Here is a 17,023-nt window from a genome sequence, read left to right as displayed (position 1 = left end):
CGTTTTACCTTGACAGAAAAATAGGAAAACGTGAGGTTGGTGCTTTTTGCCAAAATCAGGTTTTATCTTTTTTCCGAAAGGTCAGCCTACGAAGCTAAATAATTTAATTATAAAATTCGTTTTAAAAAAGCTATCTCAAAGGAGATACAGGCTTTTTTCGCCTAGCCTTCGAGACAGCTTCGTTATTTAAAATTATTCTGCTGAATCGTTTGTGCCTTCAACAACATCAACGATTTCTTCGATAGAAGTTGCAGCTTCTGTTGCTTCTTCAACAAAGATTTCTTCTACAGCTTGATCTTCACCTTGGTTTCCTTCGATAAAAGCGTCAGCCATTTTAGCAGTAATTAATTTAACCGCGCGAATTGCATCATCATTTGATGGAATTACTACGTCGATTTCATCTGGATCACAGTTTGTATCAACCATCGCAACGATCGGGATGTTCAATTTGTGTGCTTCTTGAACAGCAATACGCTCTTTACGAGGATCAACGATGTACATAACATCTGGAATTCTAGGCATATCTTGGATACCGCCTAAGAATTTTTCAAGACGTTCACGTTGTTTGTTCAAACCAACAACTTCTTTTTTAGGAAGAACATCGAAAGTACCGTCTTCTTCCATTTTATTGATATCTTTCAAACGTTTGATACGTTTTTGGATTGTATCCCAGTTCGTTAATGTTCCACCTAACCAACGGTGGTTTACGAAGTATTGACCTGAACGAATTGCTTCGTCTTTGATCGCTTCTTGTGCTTGTTTTTTAGTTCCTACGAAAAGAGCAACGCCGCCATCTTCAGCAACATTTTTCATGTAATCGTAAGCAGCATCTACTAATTTAACTGTTTTTTGCAAGTCAATGATGTAGATTCCGTTTCTTTCTGTGAAGATATATTTCTTCATTTTTGGGTTCCAGCGACGAGTTTGGTGTCCAAAGTGTACGCCGGCTTCTAGTAATTGTTTCATAGAAATTACTGCCATTTTTTGTTTCCTCCAATTTGGTTTTTATTTGTTCCCTCTTTTCAATTTTAAGCTCCCTTGTGGACTGTATTCCTACAGCACCTCACAAGAAATATATTGAAAATGTGGATTTGATGTAGTTTTCAGTCCTACTGAAAATAACACCTTTGTTATTATACAACATAACTAAAACAATTTCAACAGATTTTCCACCTATTAATAGTTCTGTTTGAAATCATATAAATACAATTCTATTTGCTTGATCATTCATTTTCTTTCCTTATTAAACAGATCAGATCATCTGCCGCAAACCAACACATAGCAGTCCTGTTTTCCATCAATATTAAGAAATCGTCTATTTAGTTATCATTTTCCAAATGATACATCAAAATACCAGCTGCAATTGCTACGTTTAGTGATTCAGCTGCCCCTTTAATTGGGATATAAATATTTTGATCCGTTTGGGCTAAAAATTCAGTTGAAACACCTTGTCCTTCATTTCCCATAATTAAAGCATAATTTTTACTTCTCAATATTTTTTGATAAGAAACGGCCTCAGGATTTAATTCCGTTCCATAGACAGGAATCTTTGCTTTTTTGAAGCCTTCAATAATTCCAGCTAAAGGAGTACGTATTACAGGTAAATGGTAATTACTTCCTTGCATCGCTCTTAGCACTTTTGTATTGTATATATCCGCACTACCTTCTCCCAAAACTACACCAGAAAGCCCTGCTGCATCAGCTGTTCGGATCATCGTTCCAACATTACCTGGATCTTGAATATTATCTAAAAGCAGCCAACCACCTGAAAATTGTATATTTCCCTCTAATTCAGGCATCCTCACAATCGCAAGCATTCCTTGTGGTGTTGGTAGTTCCGAGAGAGATTCTAATACCTCATCCGAAACTAGAATCAATCGTTCGTCCAACTGTTCTTTCAACCAATCTGACCATTCTGTCTGCCCTCGCTGATTAAAAATAATCCAATCGATCTGAGCCTTTGCATTAGCCGCTTCTTCAATTAGATGAAATCCTTCAATTATATATTGCTGCTTCTCTTCCCGATACTTTTTTTTATGTAATTTTTTAAAGTCTTTGATCATTGTATTTTTCGTTGATAAAATTTCTTTCATTTCCCCACCTCACTGAAGTATTATAACATGATTTTTTTTAATCAAACAGTCAAGACTTTACTTGCCAGATGATCAAAAAATCGCTATCATTGATTTAAGAAAAAGCGAGGTGTACAACGATGAGAAAAGTACGCATGAATGTGCAAGGCAGAGTCCAAGGCGTTGGCTTTCGTTATATGACGAAAATGGTTGCTGATGAATTAGGTATTTACGGCACTGTTCGTAATGAAGATGATGGCTCGGTCACAATCGAAGCCTTAGGCAATGATGAACTAATGAATCAGTTTATCCAAAAAATCAAAGATTCCCCTAGTCCTGCTGGACGCGTGACGTATGTAGATATTCAAACAAACCCTCTAATGGAAGAATACACTAGCTTCAAAGTTACAAACTAATTTAATTTTGGAAGAATCATACTCAGTCTTGAGACGGATTCTTCTAATTTTTATTGAAAAAAAACGCTTTTTCAAGTATAGTTAATCTTGTGCAAATTTTTTTAAGAAAAGGAAAGAATAAAATGCGAAAATTAAATAAGTGGCTCCTTGGTTCCGGTCTATTCACGTTAGTATTATTTTTATCTGGATGTGTAAAAACAGGATCTGACGGACAGCCTACTGGCGAAGGCATTATCTATAATTTACTAGTAAAACCAATGAGTAGTGCCATTACATACCTTGTGGACAATTTCGATTGGAATTACGGTTGGGCAATCATTTTTATCACGATCATTGTTCGCCTTGTGATTATGCCCTTAGGGTTAAACCAATCGAAAAAAAGCATGATCCAAACAGAAAAAATGCAAGCTATCAAACCTCAAATCGATGCTGCACAAGCAAAAGTAAAAGAAGCAACGACACGCGAGGAACAAATGCAGGCTCAAGCTGAAATGCAGCAAGTCTACAAAGAAAACAATATGAGCATGATGGGCGGTATCGGCTGCCTACCTTTATTGATTCAAATGCCAATTTTTTCTGCGCTATTCTTTGCCGCTCGCTATACACAGGGAATTGCCGATGCATCATTTTTCGGTGTTAATCTCGGACAACCAAGCATCATATTTGTTGTTTTAGCTGGTATTGCCTATTTACTTCAAGGATATCTTTCAACAGTCGGTATTCCTGAAGAGCAAAAGAAAACAATGAAATCTATGTTGATCGTGTCACCTTTAATGATCGTATTCATGTCCATCAGCTCTCCTGCCGGTGTAACTTTATATTGGGTCGTCGGAGGGATATTCAGTAGTATCCAAACATTGATCACAAATCAATTCTTAAAACCAAGAATCAAAGCACAAGTAGCTGAGGAATTAAAACAAAATCCACCAAAACAAGTTATTGTGCCTCGTAAAGATGTCACACCAACAGAAGAAAAAACGATGCAAAAAGCTATAACGCCAAAGAATGCTTCTAAAACTGGTAGAAATGCCGGAAAACAAAATAGAAATTAAAAAACAAGAACCAACGCGATATAATGATTGCAGTTGGTTCTTGTTTTATTTTTTGTCTGCTGAAACGCCAAAAACGAAAAGATCAACAACCTGAGCAATACTTAGCGATGAGCTATTTTGGTCTGTTTTTATATATGGAGACAATGTATTAAGAAAATGTGTTGTTGCGATTTCTGGCGACAATCCAGTTCGTATGGTAAAATCACTTTCTTTAAAAAGATTCAATAAAGGTTCTTTATAGGACTGATTCCATAGAGTAAATAATTTCATCTGAGTCTCATCTGTCAATTTCGTCCTAAAGTCAAGCATCATCAAATCAAAATCAAAGGGATGTTTTGTTTTCAAACATTCAGCAAATTTTTGTAATTTGCTAATGGTTTCAAGAGTTCGATCTTCAACGATTTCCACTAATTCTTCGTTTACATCACTTAATAGATTTTCGATCACACCGACATAAACTTCTTCTTTATTTCTAAAATGATGGTATAAATTAGGCTGGGTCACCTCAGCCAACTGCGCGATTTGCCTTGTAGATGTACTTTGATATCCGTTATCCATAAATAGACGCGTTGCTACTTGAATAATTTTAGCTCGTGTATTTCTCGTTTCTTTATCCATTACTTAGCCACCTATAGTTGATTTCCTTACTATTTTAACAGAAACAAACAAAGAAACCTATGCTAAATGACATTCTTTTTTCTTTTAATTCCTACAACTAATTCATAAATACAGACGATTGCTAATATAACTAAACTGATGATAACCGTAACGATAACGGCTGGATAAGCGCCATTCCAACCATCTACTGCTTGATGTTTATTCAAAATACCATAATAAGCCCATAATGCTGCTAATCCATAAGGAATATCACGATTACGAATAATAGTTGCGCTTATGATTAGCAAACCGACGATCAATATAACAACTGTCCATAACACTTGATTATTTTGCAGAAACGCACTGTTTTTATCTACCAAGAAAGCTGTGATATTAGCGATCGTAGCTATTGTGATCCAACCAAAATAAATGCTAAATGGCAGTCTTACAAAAATATAATCTTTTTTAGTCAAGGTTGCGTTTGCTAATAGCTGATTGATATAGACCAACACGGCTAGCAAGGCTAACATGATTACAACAGATAAATTGATTAAAAGATATTGCCAAGCAAATAACCAAACACTATTTAGTATAGAAGAGACAATAAATAGAGCTCTTAACTTTTTGCTTAGCTGCTCTTTAGCCAATATAGATTGATTTGTTGGTTTAAACCATTGATAAACAACGAAACCAGCTAATAATAAGTAAATAACTGACCAAATTGCAAACGTTAGTCCTGCCGGAGCAAATAAATTAGGGTATGAATCTGAAACTTCTTGAGTTGTCATCCCGTTTAAAGGCAATAACACCGCAGCAGCATTCGTTGCTATCATTACAATATAAATGATTGTTACAACTATCTTCGCTCCTATAAATTTATTTTTGTTCATTCTAATTCCTCCTTTACAATCCTTTTTTTCCAATAAATGGTAAAAATTTTGGCGTTTCCTGTGCATATGTAATAAAGTCTGGACGATCTTTGTATTTCTTTTCAAGTAAAGGCACTCCTGAAACAAATAAAAGTAACAACGTGATCGTTAAGGGACCAATAATGCCCCAAATATTTCGTGTTTCGTTCAAACTTATAAGAAAAATTCCCCACCAACTAAGTGCTTCTCCAAAATAATTGGGATGCCTTGTCGTTGACCATAATCCAGTTGTTAAGAGTTTTCCATGATTGTGACTTTCTCTTTTAAATTTTGTCAACTCATAATCACCAATCGTTTCATAGCCAAATCCTATAAGCCAAATCAAGATACCTAATCCGTTCCACCAATAAAATGAATTGACTGAGCTTGTCATAGCGAATAGAATCGGCATTGAAACGATCAACAAAAGGACGCCTTGTAAAACAAATACATTTACATAAGCTTTTAATTTTGCCCAATGTTTCCCCCATCGTTTCCGCATGTTCACATAACGATAATCTTCAGGTTTCCCGATATTTCTCTTTGCTAAGTGGAAAAACAAACGCAGTCCCCAAATGCTTACCAATAGTAAAATGATCGTACTGATTTTCGTTTTATCTGGCATGACTAAATAACCAGTAACGGCGACAATAACAAAACCAATTCCCCAAGCTAAGTCAACAATAGAATTATTATGAAGATATTGTGCCCAAAAGAATAATGCAGTAAAATAAATAAACAGTACCAAACTAATAATCCAAATCGTCATACTAACTTCCTCCTTCTTCTAATTCAACAGCAACCGCAACGCTTCCTTGTCCCGCACTCATAGCAACCACCGTCGAGATATCCATTTTATAGCTCGGCTGAAAACCAAGTTGTTCAATTAAGTTTTTTTCCCATCGCAATGCTCGCTCTGGCGAATTGGCATGGATGATGGCATAGCGTTGTATTTTGTTTTTCTCGTGCCATTTTTTGAGTTGTTTAATAATTTTTCTTTCGTTCCCTTCCAAACTAAAGGCAAATTCACTCAATGTTCCTTCCCCTTCATTATTTAAACTGACAATAGGCTTCAAATTGATTTTCTTTGCTATTTTTCCAGCGAATTGAGGAATTCTCCCGGATTCTACCATAGGATCTAGATCATCGACACTAACGAGTATTTTAAGCTGGCTCCGTTTATTTTTTGTTCGTTCAACAATTTCCTCAAAAGATAACCCTTCTTGAATCCACTCATTTGCGCTCATTACAAGTAACCCTTGAGCTGCAGAATTTTGTTTAGAGTCGATTACATCAATTTTAGTGGTTGTTGATGCCAGATGCTTAGCAGCTTCTTTTACGGTATGAAACGTGCCACTTAATTTCTTAGCCACTGTAATAACTAAAATTGCTTCATATTTAGTCTCTAAAAATGAAAAAAGATTTTCTACTGCTTTCAACGTTGGTTGTGAGCTAGTAGCTCGTTCCGCTTGATTTTTATTTATTTCAAAAAATTGATTACTTTGAATCGTTATTTTGTCGATATAACTAGTATTTCCTATCAAAATATTCATTGGTAATACATGAATTTGGTTATTCAGTACATAATCAGCGGGTAAATCAGCGATCGAATCCGTTACTAGTGCAATGGATGCCTTTGGTTTTGTGTTTACTTGATACTGTAATAATATATCATCAGCTTTTTGCTGAATTGGCTGTCCAACAGTGCTTAAATAGCGCAATACTTGATCAGGTTGATTAGAATGGATATGAATTCTTGCTTTTTTTCGATTCATGGCAACGATTAAGGAATCACCAAAAGGACTTAACTTTTCTTGCATATTATTTTTTGATTGTGTCACTTGATCTAACAAAACTTCAGTGCAGTATCTGTATCGCGGTTCAGATGTATTTTGATGCAAGGATTCAGAGAGAGCCATCTTTATCGAATCGTCTACATTGATATTTGTTTTAACCACGTTCTCTTTGTTGATAAAAGCTTGAGTAAACCCTTCTATAAAGACATAAAAACCTTTTGCACCTGCATCAACAACTTGATTTCTCTGCAAGACTTTTAGTTGTCTCGTTGTGTTCTCAAGTGCTTCTCCAGCTCTAACAAGAGCATTTGGTAACAGCTCTTCTAAACTAGTTAGTTGGTCATTTTCATCCAAAGCTTCTGCCCACGAGCGAATGACTGTAATAATCGTACCTTCAACAGGATTTGCAATAGCTTGATAGGCTTCACTGATTGCAGATTTTACACTTTTTACAAAACTAGTGACAGAATTTTTTTCGTCCTGAAGCAATAAATTATTATAGATACCATTAAAATATTGGGCAAAGATAATACCTGAGTTCCCTCTAGCTCCTACTAAAGAAGCTTCTGCAATCTTTTCAAAAACATCAATGACGGAACTTGTTTCATCTTTTGTTTCCTCAAGGATCGTTTGCATTAATGAGGCCAAATTACTACCTGTATCACCATCTGAAACAGGAAAAACGTTAATGTGGTTCAACTCTTGTTTCTCATTGATCAGTTGAATCGCACCTTGTTGAAATGCAAATAACAACTCTTTGGAATCAATAGACTGACTTTTCATGATTCTTCTTACCTCCAATTAAAATGCTGCGCTATAAAGACGGTTATACCACAAGTAGCTGCAGTGACAAATCCTCCCCATATCAAATCAATAACGGTTACAAAAACTGGCCAGTCCTTGATTGTAGATAAATTGGTTAAATCATACGTCCCATAACAGAGCACTCCAAGTAATGCTCCAGCAGAAATAGCATAGATCAAACTATCCTTTTCAATTGCAGGATAAATGACGAAAAATAAGATTCCAATAAGATACAATACATAAAAAATAGCTGCTGGAAGTATTTTAGTGGGCCCTAATAGATAACCTAAATATTCTTGATAGATTTTTTTCGCAATGAAAAGTAACCATATAAAATCTAGTACTAAAAACCCCACTGCTGCAATACTAAATAATTTTACAAAATGATTCATTTTAGATCCTCCTCAGGTTAATAAAAAAATAGGTACGATAGCCTTATCAAATGATAAGGTTATCGTACCACGTTAAATTCATTTATGAAAAAATTTTGCTTCTATAAAAAAGGTGAGTAAAACTTAATTAGTCTCCTCACCTTTTTCACTTTATTCTTATTTAACGACAAGTAAATCAAGACTAGCTAATGATAATGACATTTTAGCAATTCGATTGAGTTCTTTCAAACGATTTGCTTTCACCTTCTCATCATCTACCATGACCATCGTTTCATCAAAATACTGTTCGATCAACGGTCGTAAGTCTACCAATGCTTGATAATTTTCAGACATTGTATTTTGATTGAATTTCTCTTCAATTTTATTTACTGCTTGATGTAAAGCTTTTTCCGCATCATTTTCAAATAAAGCTGCGTCAACTTTTCCTTCATGGCTTAATATTTCGTGCCCTTTTTTAGCTAAGTTGATCACTCGTGTCAAAGCCTCAACTGAAGGTTTAAAGTCTTTATCCAGCAGATGATTTTTTAAAATCGTCGCAGATGAAAATAGTTTTGTTAAGTCTTTTTGCTCAGATGAAATGACTGCATCGATTACATCATGGCGCATATCTTTCGTTGTTAATAACTGACGCAGACGCGCTTTTACAAAGTCAATAACTTCTTCTTGTCCGCTAGTTAATTGAATGCCATATTTTTGGCTGTCTGAATTGACAGCTGCATCGATATCCTTCTGCAATTGAACTAACGGGAACTGCCAGTCTTTATTTTCAACAATTCGGATTACACCGTACGTTTGGCGACGCAGCGCGTAAGGATCATTAGAACCGCTAGGAATCATACCCACTGCAAAGAATGATAATACGCTATCTAATTTATCAGCGATCGCTAGTACCGCTCCAATAGCAGAAATAGGCAGTTCTCCTTCACTTGATGTCGGCAAATAATGCTCACGAATCGCTTGAGCTACAGCGGGTTTTTCACCTTGAAGCAATGCATATTTTTCGCCCATGATTCCTTGTAATTCTGGGAATTCACCAACCATATTTGTGACTAAATCAAATTTATAAATTTCAGAAGCACGTTTCAAATCAGTCAGTTCATCTTCCGACAAACCTACTTCTTTTCCAATGATTTGTCCAATAATGCCCACTCGCTGCATTTTTTCATAAATCGTGCCGATTTTTTCATGGAAAGTGACATTTTTTAGCTTTTCAACGCATTCTTCGATTGATAGTTTTTTGTCTTCGCTATAGAAAAATTCAGCATCCTCTAAACGAGCGATCAAAACTTTTTCATTTCCTTTGATCACATTTTCAATATGCACACTGTCTCCGTTTCTTACGGAAATAAAATGCGGCAGTAATAATCCTTGATCATTACGTACATCAAAATAACGTTGGTGTTCTTTCATTGACGTTACTAATACTTCATCTGGAACAGAAAGATATTTTTCATCAAAAGCACCCACAAAAGCTGTTGGGTATTCAACTAAATTATTGACTTCTTCCAATAGTTTCTCATCTAGATCTAACTTCCAATTGTTTTTCTTGGCTAAGTGATTTGCTTGTTCGATAATCATCGTTTTTCTTTCATTAGGATCAACGATAACAAATTGTTGTTTCATCTTTTCTTCATACTCATTTGAGTGATTGAGCGTCACGTCATCTCCTAAGAAACGGTGTCCACGAGAATTTCTTCCTGTCGCTACATCAAGAACAGTAAGTGGAATCACTTCATCATCTAACAGAGCAACGATCCAATGAATCGGACGTATATATTCAAAGTCATAATCAGCCCAATGCATCGTGACTGGAAAAGTCAAACTTGTAATAACGTCTTTCAATCCAGTTAAGACATCGACCGTTTTTTGTCCTTGATTATGCTTTGTCACATAGACATATTCCACACCATTCAGTTCTTTATAGGTGATTGCATCAGTCGTCAGCCCTTGCCCTCGAACAAAACCTTCAGCGGCCTTACTCCAATTCCCTTCAGCATCTTGAGCTATTTTTTTAGCAGGACCTTTAACTTCTTCTTGTGTATCTTCTTGTTGCTCTGGCAATTGTGTCACACGAACAGCTAGACGACGAGGGGTCGAGAAGCTTTGAACGGTTTCATACGTTAGATTATTTTCGTCTAAGAATTTCACAATTTTATTTTCCAATTGTAAACGACTTGGGCTGACAATATGAGCTGGTATTTCTTCTAATCCGATTTCAAGTAATAGGTCTTTGGCCATGTTATTTTGCCTCCTTAGTCGTTTTATTTTCTTTGTTTAAAAGTGGAAATCCTAATTTTTCACGCTCTGCGACAAAAATTTTCGCCACAGCTTTCGCCAAGTTTCTAATGCGTGCTAGATAACCAGCGCGCTCCGTTACAGATACAGCACCACGAGCGTCCAATAAATTAAATGTATGGCTACATTTCAAAATATAATCATACGCTGGATGCACTAAACTTTCATCAATACAACGTTTCGCTTCTTTTTCAAATTTATCAAAGTTTTCCAATAGCATTTCTTGATCGCTGATTTCAAACGAATATTTCGAATGTTCATACTCTGGCTGATTGAAAATTTCTCCGTATTTCACGCCATCAGTCCATTCTAGATCGTAAACACTTTCTACTTCTTGAATATAAGACGCAAGTCGTTCGATTCCATAAGTAATTTCTGAGGTGACTGGATGACAAGCTAGTCCTCCTACTTGTTGGAAATAGGTAAACTGAGTGATCTCCATACCGTCAAGCCAAACTTCCCAGCCTAGACCTGCGCATCCCATAGAAGGATTTTCCCAATTATCTTCAACAAATCGAATATCATGAGCTAATGGATCGATCCCTAATAATTCTAAACTTTCTAAATATAACTCTTGAATATTTTCAGGCGAAGGTTTCATCACAACTTGAAATTGATGATGTTGATATAAACGGTTAGGATTTTCTCCGTAACGTCCATCTGCTGGTCTTCTTGATGGCTCTACATACGCAGCATTCCAAGGCTCAGGTCCGATTGCTCGTAAAAAAGTATATGGACTCATTGTCCCCGCACCTTTTTCAGTATCATATGCTTGCATCAGCATACAACCATTTGATGACCAAAATTTTTGTAACGTTAAAATCATATCTTGCACAGTAAGTTTCTTTTCCATTGTGATCCTCCTAATTTAAAAGCTAAAAGAGCTTAGTCAGCCTCGACTGGAAAATAGAAAAAAATGCGTGTGACACTTTTTGTCGCATTCCCTTCTTATCTTCTTCATTCAAAACCAAGCTATTTTTCATAACGCAGTAACAACTGGGTAAAACTCAATTACTTCACCTTGAACAACAGACACTTCAACTTTCATTGTTTCTGTCAATTCTGTATCGATTTTATATAACTTTTCGCTAGGGTCCGTTTCAAATTCTTCGATTTCTGTACCATCATTCTCCTTTACCTGAACCAATAGTCTCACAAGAGATAAAACGTTTAACTTGTTCTCTGTAAAATCAGCAGGAAAAAATGTTGCATTAAATTGCATGCTGTACCTCCTTTTCGATGATTTTAAAAATAGCACTAAAGTGTTGTTCTCTTTGGATACATAAGAGACAAGCTTTTTACAATAGTATTGCAGGCATCGTACTACAACAAAAAGTCCCTATGCCTCAAAGAGACATAGGGACGAATAATCGCGGTTCCACCCTACTTCCGATATCGACTATCGGCAGCTTCGTTTAAACATACTCAAAAGCGCCCTTCAAAAGTTGCTTGTATCTGGCTTGCACCTTCCCAGATTCGCTATGACAGCAGTTCTTTCTACTCTTCTTTTTCAACGTATTTATTTATTTCTTCTTTATGATAATCGTTGCTTGATGAGATGTCAAATTATTTTTCAAGATTCAAACAATCTTTGGTAAAAATGTTCTTCATATGAAACAAAAAAAATATTTTTTGATCCACCTTCATGATTTAAATCCATTGGCCCAGCTATCGTTTCTATAATCGTTGATTTTCCAAAACTACTCTCACCAGTCAAAAAAAGAACGAGCATCTCAAAATAAGTTGATCTAAATCGGTTAAAATGGACAAATTAAATCGAAATTGATTTTAAGATATCGTTTTGTCGTCCTCTTCATCTTTATTTTTTCGTTTCGGCATTTTCAAAGTATCTTCCCAACTTTTCATTTGATCAATAAATTTCTTACTCTTCAGTTGAATTCCAACATACTCATCGTATAATTCATCAATCGTTTGTCTAATCGCATTTTTCGTCTCCAATTTCACATTGATATCTTGAACCTTGTCATAAGAGATCCCAGAAAAAAGGCGAATGAAATGGATTGCTCTAGGATCAGCATGGTAACGGTGATTGTCAAGATGCCAATGACGTTCACAAAGAACCCCACTATATTTTGACGAATAATCAAACTTTCCACGTGTCTCTTGGCAGACCGTACAATGCGTCCATTCGGGTGTAATACCGAAACGACTTAATAATTGGATTTCAAAGATATTTGTGATAATCTCGGCATCTTTACCTTCATTCAATAGACCCAACGCTTGCTGAACAAAATGATACAAGTTCGGATCGTAAGTCCGATCATCGATTGCCGCATCGACCAAATTCAAAATATAGGTTGCATAGGCATTTATAAAAATATCACTCTGAATCATTCGAAATGGTTGGACGTCTTTACTACCATTTAAAAATGACAACCCATCTTCTCTAAAATTACCGATGTATACAGCTTCAGTAAAAGGCAAAATTGCAGGACCGATCGGATTATTTTTGCGATGTGCTCCTTTGACAAAAAACATCAATTTACCAAAAGATTCCGTAAAAATTTTGACTAGTTTGTCTTTTTCTTTGTAGTCTTTGGTAAATAAAATAATTCCTTTTGTTTCCCCTAAAGTCATTTTTTTCGCCTCCTATCCACTCTTCCCTATTTTAGCAGAGATACAAGTAAAAGAACAATTCCGTAATAATACAGAATTGTTCCTTTTGTTCTCATTAATAGTCATCTTTACGATAACCAAAGTCTTGTAAATGAACTTTTTTGTCACGCCAGTCCTTTTGTACTTTTACCCAAAGTTCCAAGTAAACTTTATCATCAAGTAAATATTCAATATCTTGTCTGGCTTTGGTTCCAATTTGTTTAAGCATCTTACCGCCTTTGCCGATAATGATCCCTTTTTGACTGTCACGTTCAACGATAATCGTTGCTTGAATACGTACTTTATCATTCTCATCACGTTTCATAGAGTCAACTACAACAGCAACTGAATGAGGAATTTCATCTCTTGTAAGCAATAGCACTTTCTCACGAACTAATTCAGAAACAATAAAATATTCTGGATGGTCCGTGATTTGATCATCTGGAAAATACTGAGGACCTTCCGGCATTTGATCAACCAAAACAGCCATCAACCGATCCACATTATTCCCTTCTGTAGCTGAAATCGGCACAACTTCTGCAAATTCCATTTGGCTTGAATAGTCTTCAATGATACCCAAAAGTTGATCTGGATGAACCGTATCTATTTTATTGATGACAAGATAAACAGGACTGGTCATTGTTTTAAGACGCTCAATAATGAAGTCATCCCCTTTACCTCTTTTTTGATCTGCACTGATCATGAATAGCGTTGCATCCACTTCACGTAACGCACTATAAGCTGTTTCAACCATAAAATCACCTAAACGATGTTTTGGTTTGTGAATACCTGGTGTATCAATAAAAACGATCTGTGCTTCTGGAACAGTATAAATTCCTTGTATCTTATTTCTAGTCGTTTGAGCTTTGTCACTCATGATCGCAATTTTTTGTCCGACAATTCGGTTCAGCAAAGTAGATTTACCAACATTTGGTCTTCCTACAATCGCTACAAATCCGGATTTATGTGCTTCTGTCATTGTTTCTCTCCTTTATAAAAAACCTTGTAGTATCTGCCAAAATTTTGGGACAAACAACAGCACTCCAACAACAACAGCAAATCCCGTCGTCAAAAGAACTGCGCCCGCAGCCATATCTTTGATTTTTTTACCAATTGGATGAAAATGAAAATCGGTCACCATATCCACTACATTTTCAAATACCGTATTAATGATTTCCATTACTAATACAAGAAAAATCGCAAGTAATAGCCATAACCATTCTGAAATGGCCAGTCGAAACACAAAACCGATAATAATCGCTAGAACACCCATAATAAAATGTGTCCGCATATTGCGCTCTTCCTTGAATACTGTTTTGATTCCTTGAAGAGCAAACTCTAATGAGGCTATAAAATGTTTATTCTTTGCTGTCCGCTTATCTTTTGAGTCCATAGGCATCTAAGATCTCTTTCTGTAAACCAAACATTTCCTTCTCATCCTCAGGTTCCATATGATCGTAACCATTTAAATGTAAAAAACCGTGGACAGCCAAAAAGCCTAATTCGCGTTCAAAAGAATGACCATACTCCACCGCTTGTTCTGCAGCACGTTCAGTCGATATCATAATATCGCCAAGATTTCTTGGAAAAGCTTCCGTTGCATCTTCAAATATAATTGGCATTTCGTCTTGTCCTTCTTCTTCCAAAGCAAAACTTATAACATCTGTGGGGACATCTTTTCCTCGATACTCTCTGTTTATCACCTGAATACCTGCATTATCCATAAATGATACAGACATTTCAGTATCTTCAGCTATTTTCAGAAAATCCGCTGCAAACTGCAACAGATTTTCTACTTCTTCTAGATTTTCTTTTGATAAATTCTTTGTTTCATCAATGAATGAAATATCCATTAGTCATCTCTCTTTTCTTGTTCGACTTTCATTTCTTCCGCTTCTGATTTCATTTTTGGATACTTGATTCTAGAATGGAAAGTGCTACATAAACCATTAACTAAAGACTTCTCTATAATACGAATTTCTTTCATTGTTAAGCCACAATCATCTAGTTGTCCATCTGAAATCCGATCTTGAATAACATTATGAACAAATGCCTGTATCTTCTCGTTTGTTGGATGATCCATCGCACGAACAGCAGCCTCACACGTATCTGCAATACTAACGATTCCAGCTTCTCTTGTTTGAGGTTTAGGACCAGGATATCTAAAATCTGATTCAGAAATCTCAGAATTTCGTTCTTTTGCTTTTACATAGAAAAACTTCATTAAAGTCGTTCCATGATGTTGACGGCAAATATCAATCACCATTTCAGGCATATGATAGTCTTCTAATATTTTAGCCCCATCAATGACATGTCCGAAAATAATTTGTTTGCTATCTTCAGGTAATAAGAAATTATGTGGATTTTCAGCTCCTGCCGGCAAGTTTTCAACGAAGAAATTTGCATGCTTGATTTTACCAATATCATGATAATAACAAGCAACTCGTGTCAATAATGAACGTCCACCGATTTCAGCTACTGCATTTGCACTCAAGCTTGCCACCATCATACTATGGTGATACGTTCCAGGTGCTTCTTCAAGTAATTGTTTCAACAACGGATGATTTGGGTTGCTGAGTTCATTTAAGACGATTACACTGTCATCTGTTACAAGCAATTCGATATACGGGTGAAGTCCCATCGTCGCAAGAAAAGACAAGACGGTTCCTGCCAAAGCACAAATCATCATCGTCCATGATTTACCGTCAAAAAAGCTCATACCTTGATATACCATCAAAATAAACTCTAAACTGACAGGGAAAATAATCACCCAAAAAACTGCCACTAATCCTTGTTCAGCAATTCTAGTTCGTTTAACGACTGTAGCTAATAATCCAGAAAACATGTAGCTCACCAAAATAATGGTCAATGAGTTTGTTCCTATAGAATTATAAAATACGAATAGCGAAAATATCACTTGGAAAACAGCTGCTAAAACACCTGCTCGCCGGCTTACAAAATAATTTAATACAAGTGGTGTAAATGCTGCTGGGAAAAACAAAGAAATATACATCATTTGTTCAGATTGGAAAATTTGGAAAAACTTCATCAATACAACGCTTAGTGACATTGCACCTACATAAAACAAAATAAAATGTCTACGCTTGCCTTCTTCAGCTACTTGCTTTGTAAAAAATAATAAAACGAACACTTGCAATACTATTGCTAAAGCCAATGCTGCCATTGGAAATAGTGAGGTATTTTGATTTGTCATACCTAATAATTCAAGTTTTTCCATCGCTTTACTATCGATCTGAGTTCCTTCACGAACGATGATCTCACCTTGATAGATCATTGCAAGTGGAACAGCATCCATTGCATTTTGACGCATCTCTTTAGTCTTTTTATCGTTAGCAAAATCATTTGCTACAATACCTTGATTTACAATATAGCGAATTTCTTGTTGCATGGTATTCGTGACATCAAGAAATTGGATTTTTTCAATTGCACTTTGACGAATATTATCCAAATCAGCCTCACGAACATGATCTTTCATCTTTTCATCTACAATTTTTAAACTTTCCGTTTTAACTTGCTGAATTTGATTTTCGTCTAATGAAAATATATTCTCATAAAACACGTTTGGAAACTTTTGGTAAAAGGCAACTTCATCTTGATCCAACGATTCAAATTGAGCTTTTAGATTCGCGATTCTCTCTTCTGTAGTCGGTTTCGGAATCGTTTCGTCTTTTTTTGCCTTCGCTTTTTTTTCTTCATAGTCTTTATCCGTCTTTTCATTTGCGGTAATAATCAACTTAAATAGTTTTTCTATTCGTTTATGCTGAACATCCGCTGTGTCTTCCTGATAAATGTACTCTGGTGTAACAGCTTCAGCAGCCAGCTTCTTCTTTTGGGCAGTCTCGTACGTGTTCTCAACGTTTTTATTCGCTCGAATGGTATTTTCAGCCAATTGACCTTCTTTGATTTCTACTCTTTTTTGGTGGACACTACCAAACATAATGATAAATAAAAAACATGAAAAAACTAATAGAAGTATCGGGATATACGCTTTCCCTAATTTATCTCGTAATTTTAGTAATGAGTATTTCAACGGAATTTTCACTCCTTTCCGCAG

Annotated in this window: 17 protein-coding genes and 1 other annotated feature; of the genes, 2 read left to right on the top strand and 15 right to left on the bottom strand. The window is 35.8% G+C overall.

Annotated features, from left to right (window positions below):
- Positions 1-192 precede the first annotated feature (192 nt).
- Together rpsB and IGI43_RS00455 are read right to left on the bottom strand one after the other, a co-directional pair.
- Entirely contained in the window at positions 193-981 is a 789-nt protein-coding gene (gene rpsB / locus IGI43_RS00460) for a 30S ribosomal protein S2 (protein WP_438755839.1), read from the bottom strand.
- 338 nt (positions 982-1,319) lie between these two features.
- Complete coding sequence (locus IGI43_RS00455; RefSeq protein ID WP_438755838.1) at positions 1,320-2,093, bottom strand: TrmH family RNA methyltransferase; 774 nt, start codon at positions 2,091-2,093, stop codon at positions 1,320-1,322.
- Between the two features lie 119 nt (positions 2,094-2,212).
- Here IGI43_RS00455 and IGI43_RS00450 point away from each other — a divergent pair, with 119 nt between their 5' ends.
- Both IGI43_RS00450 and yidC read left to right on the top strand, forming a co-directional pair.
- The gene (locus IGI43_RS00450) at positions 2,213-2,488 is read left to right on the top strand and encodes an acylphosphatase (protein WP_438755837.1); all 276 of its coding nucleotides are present in this window, start codon (positions 2,213-2,215) and stop codon (positions 2,486-2,488) included.
- A gap of 122 nt (positions 2,489-2,610) precedes the next feature.
- Positions 2,611-3,540: a membrane protein insertase YidC gene (yidC, locus tag IGI43_RS00445; RefSeq protein WP_438755836.1), complete on the top strand. Its 930-nt coding sequence runs from the start codon at positions 2,611-2,613 to the stop codon at positions 3,538-3,540.
- Positions 3,541-3,585: 45 nt separating this feature from the next.
- Here the strand turns inward: yidC and IGI43_RS00440 are convergent, their stop codons facing one another.
- The 13 genes from IGI43_RS00440 to IGI43_RS00380 all read right to left on the bottom strand — a co-directional run bounded on the left by IGI43_RS00440 (position 3,586) and on the right by IGI43_RS00380 (position 16,999).
- A complete protein-coding gene (locus tag IGI43_RS00440) occupies positions 3,586-4,158 on the bottom strand; it encodes a TetR/AcrR family transcriptional regulator (RefSeq protein WP_438755835.1) in 573 nt (190 codons plus the stop codon).
- Between the two features lie 62 nt (positions 4,159-4,220).
- Positions 4,221-5,027 (bottom strand): tryptophan-rich sensory protein, encoded by an 807-nt coding sequence (locus tag IGI43_RS00435; RefSeq protein ID WP_438755834.1) that lies wholly within the window; start codon positions 5,025-5,027, stop codon positions 4,221-4,223.
- A gap of 13 nt (positions 5,028-5,040) precedes the next feature.
- The gene (locus IGI43_RS00430) at positions 5,041-5,814 is read right to left on the bottom strand and encodes a DUF1295 domain-containing protein (protein ID WP_438755832.1); all 774 of its coding nucleotides are present in this window, start codon (positions 5,812-5,814) and stop codon (positions 5,041-5,043) included.
- Between the two features lies 1 nt (position 5,815).
- The gene (locus IGI43_RS00425; RefSeq protein WP_438755831.1) at positions 5,816-7,624 is read right to left on the bottom strand and encodes a DegV family protein; all 1,809 of its coding nucleotides are present in this window, start codon (positions 7,622-7,624) and stop codon (positions 5,816-5,818) included.
- 8 nt (positions 7,625-7,632) lie between these two features.
- Positions 7,633-8,037, bottom strand: coding sequence for a DUF2177 family protein (locus tag IGI43_RS00420; RefSeq protein WP_438755830.1), 405 nt, complete (start codon positions 8,035-8,037; stop codon positions 7,633-7,635).
- A gap of 156 nt (positions 8,038-8,193) precedes the next feature.
- Entirely contained in the window at positions 8,194-10,275 is a 2,082-nt protein-coding gene (gene glyS / locus IGI43_RS00415; RefSeq protein ID WP_438755828.1) for a glycine--tRNA ligase subunit beta, read from the bottom strand.
- Position 10,276: 1 nt separating this feature from the next.
- A complete protein-coding gene (glyQ, locus tag IGI43_RS00410) occupies positions 10,277-11,185 on the bottom strand; it encodes a glycine--tRNA ligase subunit alpha (RefSeq protein WP_438755827.1) in 909 nt (302 codons plus the stop codon).
- 126 nt (positions 11,186-11,311) lie between these two features.
- A complete protein-coding gene (locus tag IGI43_RS00405) occupies positions 11,312-11,554 on the bottom strand; it encodes a hypothetical protein (RefSeq protein ID WP_438755826.1) in 243 nt (80 codons plus the stop codon).
- 133 nt (positions 11,555-11,687) lie between these two features.
- Positions 11,688-11,855 (bottom strand) — a binding site (T-box leader).
- 265 nt (positions 11,856-12,120) lie between these two features.
- Positions 12,121-12,930: a DNA repair protein RecO gene (gene recO / locus IGI43_RS00400; RefSeq protein ID WP_438755825.1), complete on the bottom strand. Its 810-nt coding sequence runs from the start codon at positions 12,928-12,930 to the stop codon at positions 12,121-12,123.
- Positions 12,931-13,024: 94 nt separating this feature from the next.
- Complete coding sequence (gene era, locus IGI43_RS00395) at positions 13,025-13,927, bottom strand: GTPase Era (protein WP_438755823.1); 903 nt, start codon at positions 13,925-13,927, stop codon at positions 13,025-13,027.
- Between the two features lie 12 nt (positions 13,928-13,939).
- Positions 13,940-14,347, bottom strand: coding sequence for a diacylglycerol kinase family protein (locus IGI43_RS00390; RefSeq protein ID WP_438755822.1), 408 nt, complete (start codon positions 14,345-14,347; stop codon positions 13,940-13,942).
- On the bottom strand, positions 14,325-14,801 hold the full coding sequence (ybeY, locus tag IGI43_RS00385; RefSeq protein WP_438755821.1) for an rRNA maturation RNase YbeY: 477 nt from the start codon (positions 14,799-14,801) through the stop codon (positions 14,325-14,327). The genes IGI43_RS00390 and ybeY overlap by 23 nt, the downstream gene beginning before the upstream one ends.
- Entirely contained in the window at positions 14,801-16,999 is a 2,199-nt protein-coding gene (locus IGI43_RS00380) for an HD family phosphohydrolase (RefSeq protein ID WP_438755820.1), read from the bottom strand. Before IGI43_RS00380 ends, ybeY begins: the two co-directional genes overlap by 1 nt.
- Positions 17,000-17,023 lie beyond the last annotated feature (24 nt).

This window comes from Enterococcus sp. AZ126, from assembly GCF_051714545.1.
Lineage (GTDB): Bacteria > Bacillota > Bacilli > Lactobacillales > Enterococcaceae > Enterococcus_L.
Note: the sequence above shows the minus strand (reverse complement) of the source record. Positions and strands in the feature narration are given on the sequence as shown.

Coding starts and splice junctions, on each gene's coding strand:
- ybeY (WP_438755821.1), bottom strand. CDS start 14,801: ATGGATATTTCATTCATTGATGAAACAAAGAATTTATCAAAAGAAAAT.
- IGI43_RS00435 (WP_438755834.1), bottom strand. CDS start 5,027: ATGAACAAAAATAAATTTATAGGAGCGAAGATAGTTGTAACAATCATT.
- glyS (WP_438755828.1), bottom strand. CDS start 10,275: ATGGCCAAAGACCTATTACTTGAAATCGGATTAGAAGAAATACCAGCT.
- IGI43_RS00420 (WP_438755830.1), bottom strand. CDS start 8,037: ATGAATCATTTTGTAAAATTATTTAGTATTGCAGCAGTGGGGTTTTTA.
- recO (WP_438755825.1), bottom strand. CDS start 12,930: ATGACTTTAGGGGAAACAAAAGGAATTATTTTATTTACCAAAGACTAC.
- IGI43_RS00450 (WP_438755837.1), top strand. CDS start 2,213: ATGAGAAAAGTACGCATGAATGTGCAAGGCAGAGTCCAAGGCGTTGGC.
- IGI43_RS00455 (WP_438755838.1), bottom strand. CDS start 2,093: ATGAAAGAAATTTTATCAACGAAAAATACAATGATCAAAGACTTTAAA.
- IGI43_RS00405 (WP_438755826.1), bottom strand. CDS start 11,554: ATGCAATTTAATGCAACATTTTTTCCTGCTGATTTTACAGAGAACAAG.
- era (WP_438755823.1), bottom strand. CDS start 13,927: ATGACAGAAGCACATAAATCCGGATTTGTAGCGATTGTAGGAAGACCA.
- IGI43_RS00390 (WP_438755822.1), bottom strand. CDS start 14,347: ATGCCTATGGACTCAAAAGATAAGCGGACAGCAAAGAATAAACATTTT.
- IGI43_RS00440 (WP_438755835.1), bottom strand. CDS start 4,158: ATGGATAAAGAAACGAGAAATACACGAGCTAAAATTATTCAAGTAGCA.
- glyQ (WP_438755827.1), bottom strand. CDS start 11,185: ATGGAAAAGAAACTTACTGTGCAAGATATGATTTTAACGTTACAAAAA.
- yidC (WP_438755836.1), top strand. CDS start 2,611: ATGCGAAAATTAAATAAGTGGCTCCTTGGTTCCGGTCTATTCACGTTA.
- IGI43_RS00425 (WP_438755831.1), bottom strand. CDS start 7,624: ATGAAAAGTCAGTCTATTGATTCCAAAGAGTTGTTATTTGCATTTCAA.
- IGI43_RS00430 (WP_438755832.1), bottom strand. CDS start 5,814: ATGACGATTTGGATTATTAGTTTGGTACTGTTTATTTATTTTACTGCA.
- rpsB (WP_438755839.1), bottom strand. CDS start 981: ATGGCAGTAATTTCTATGAAACAATTACTAGAAGCCGGCGTACACTTT.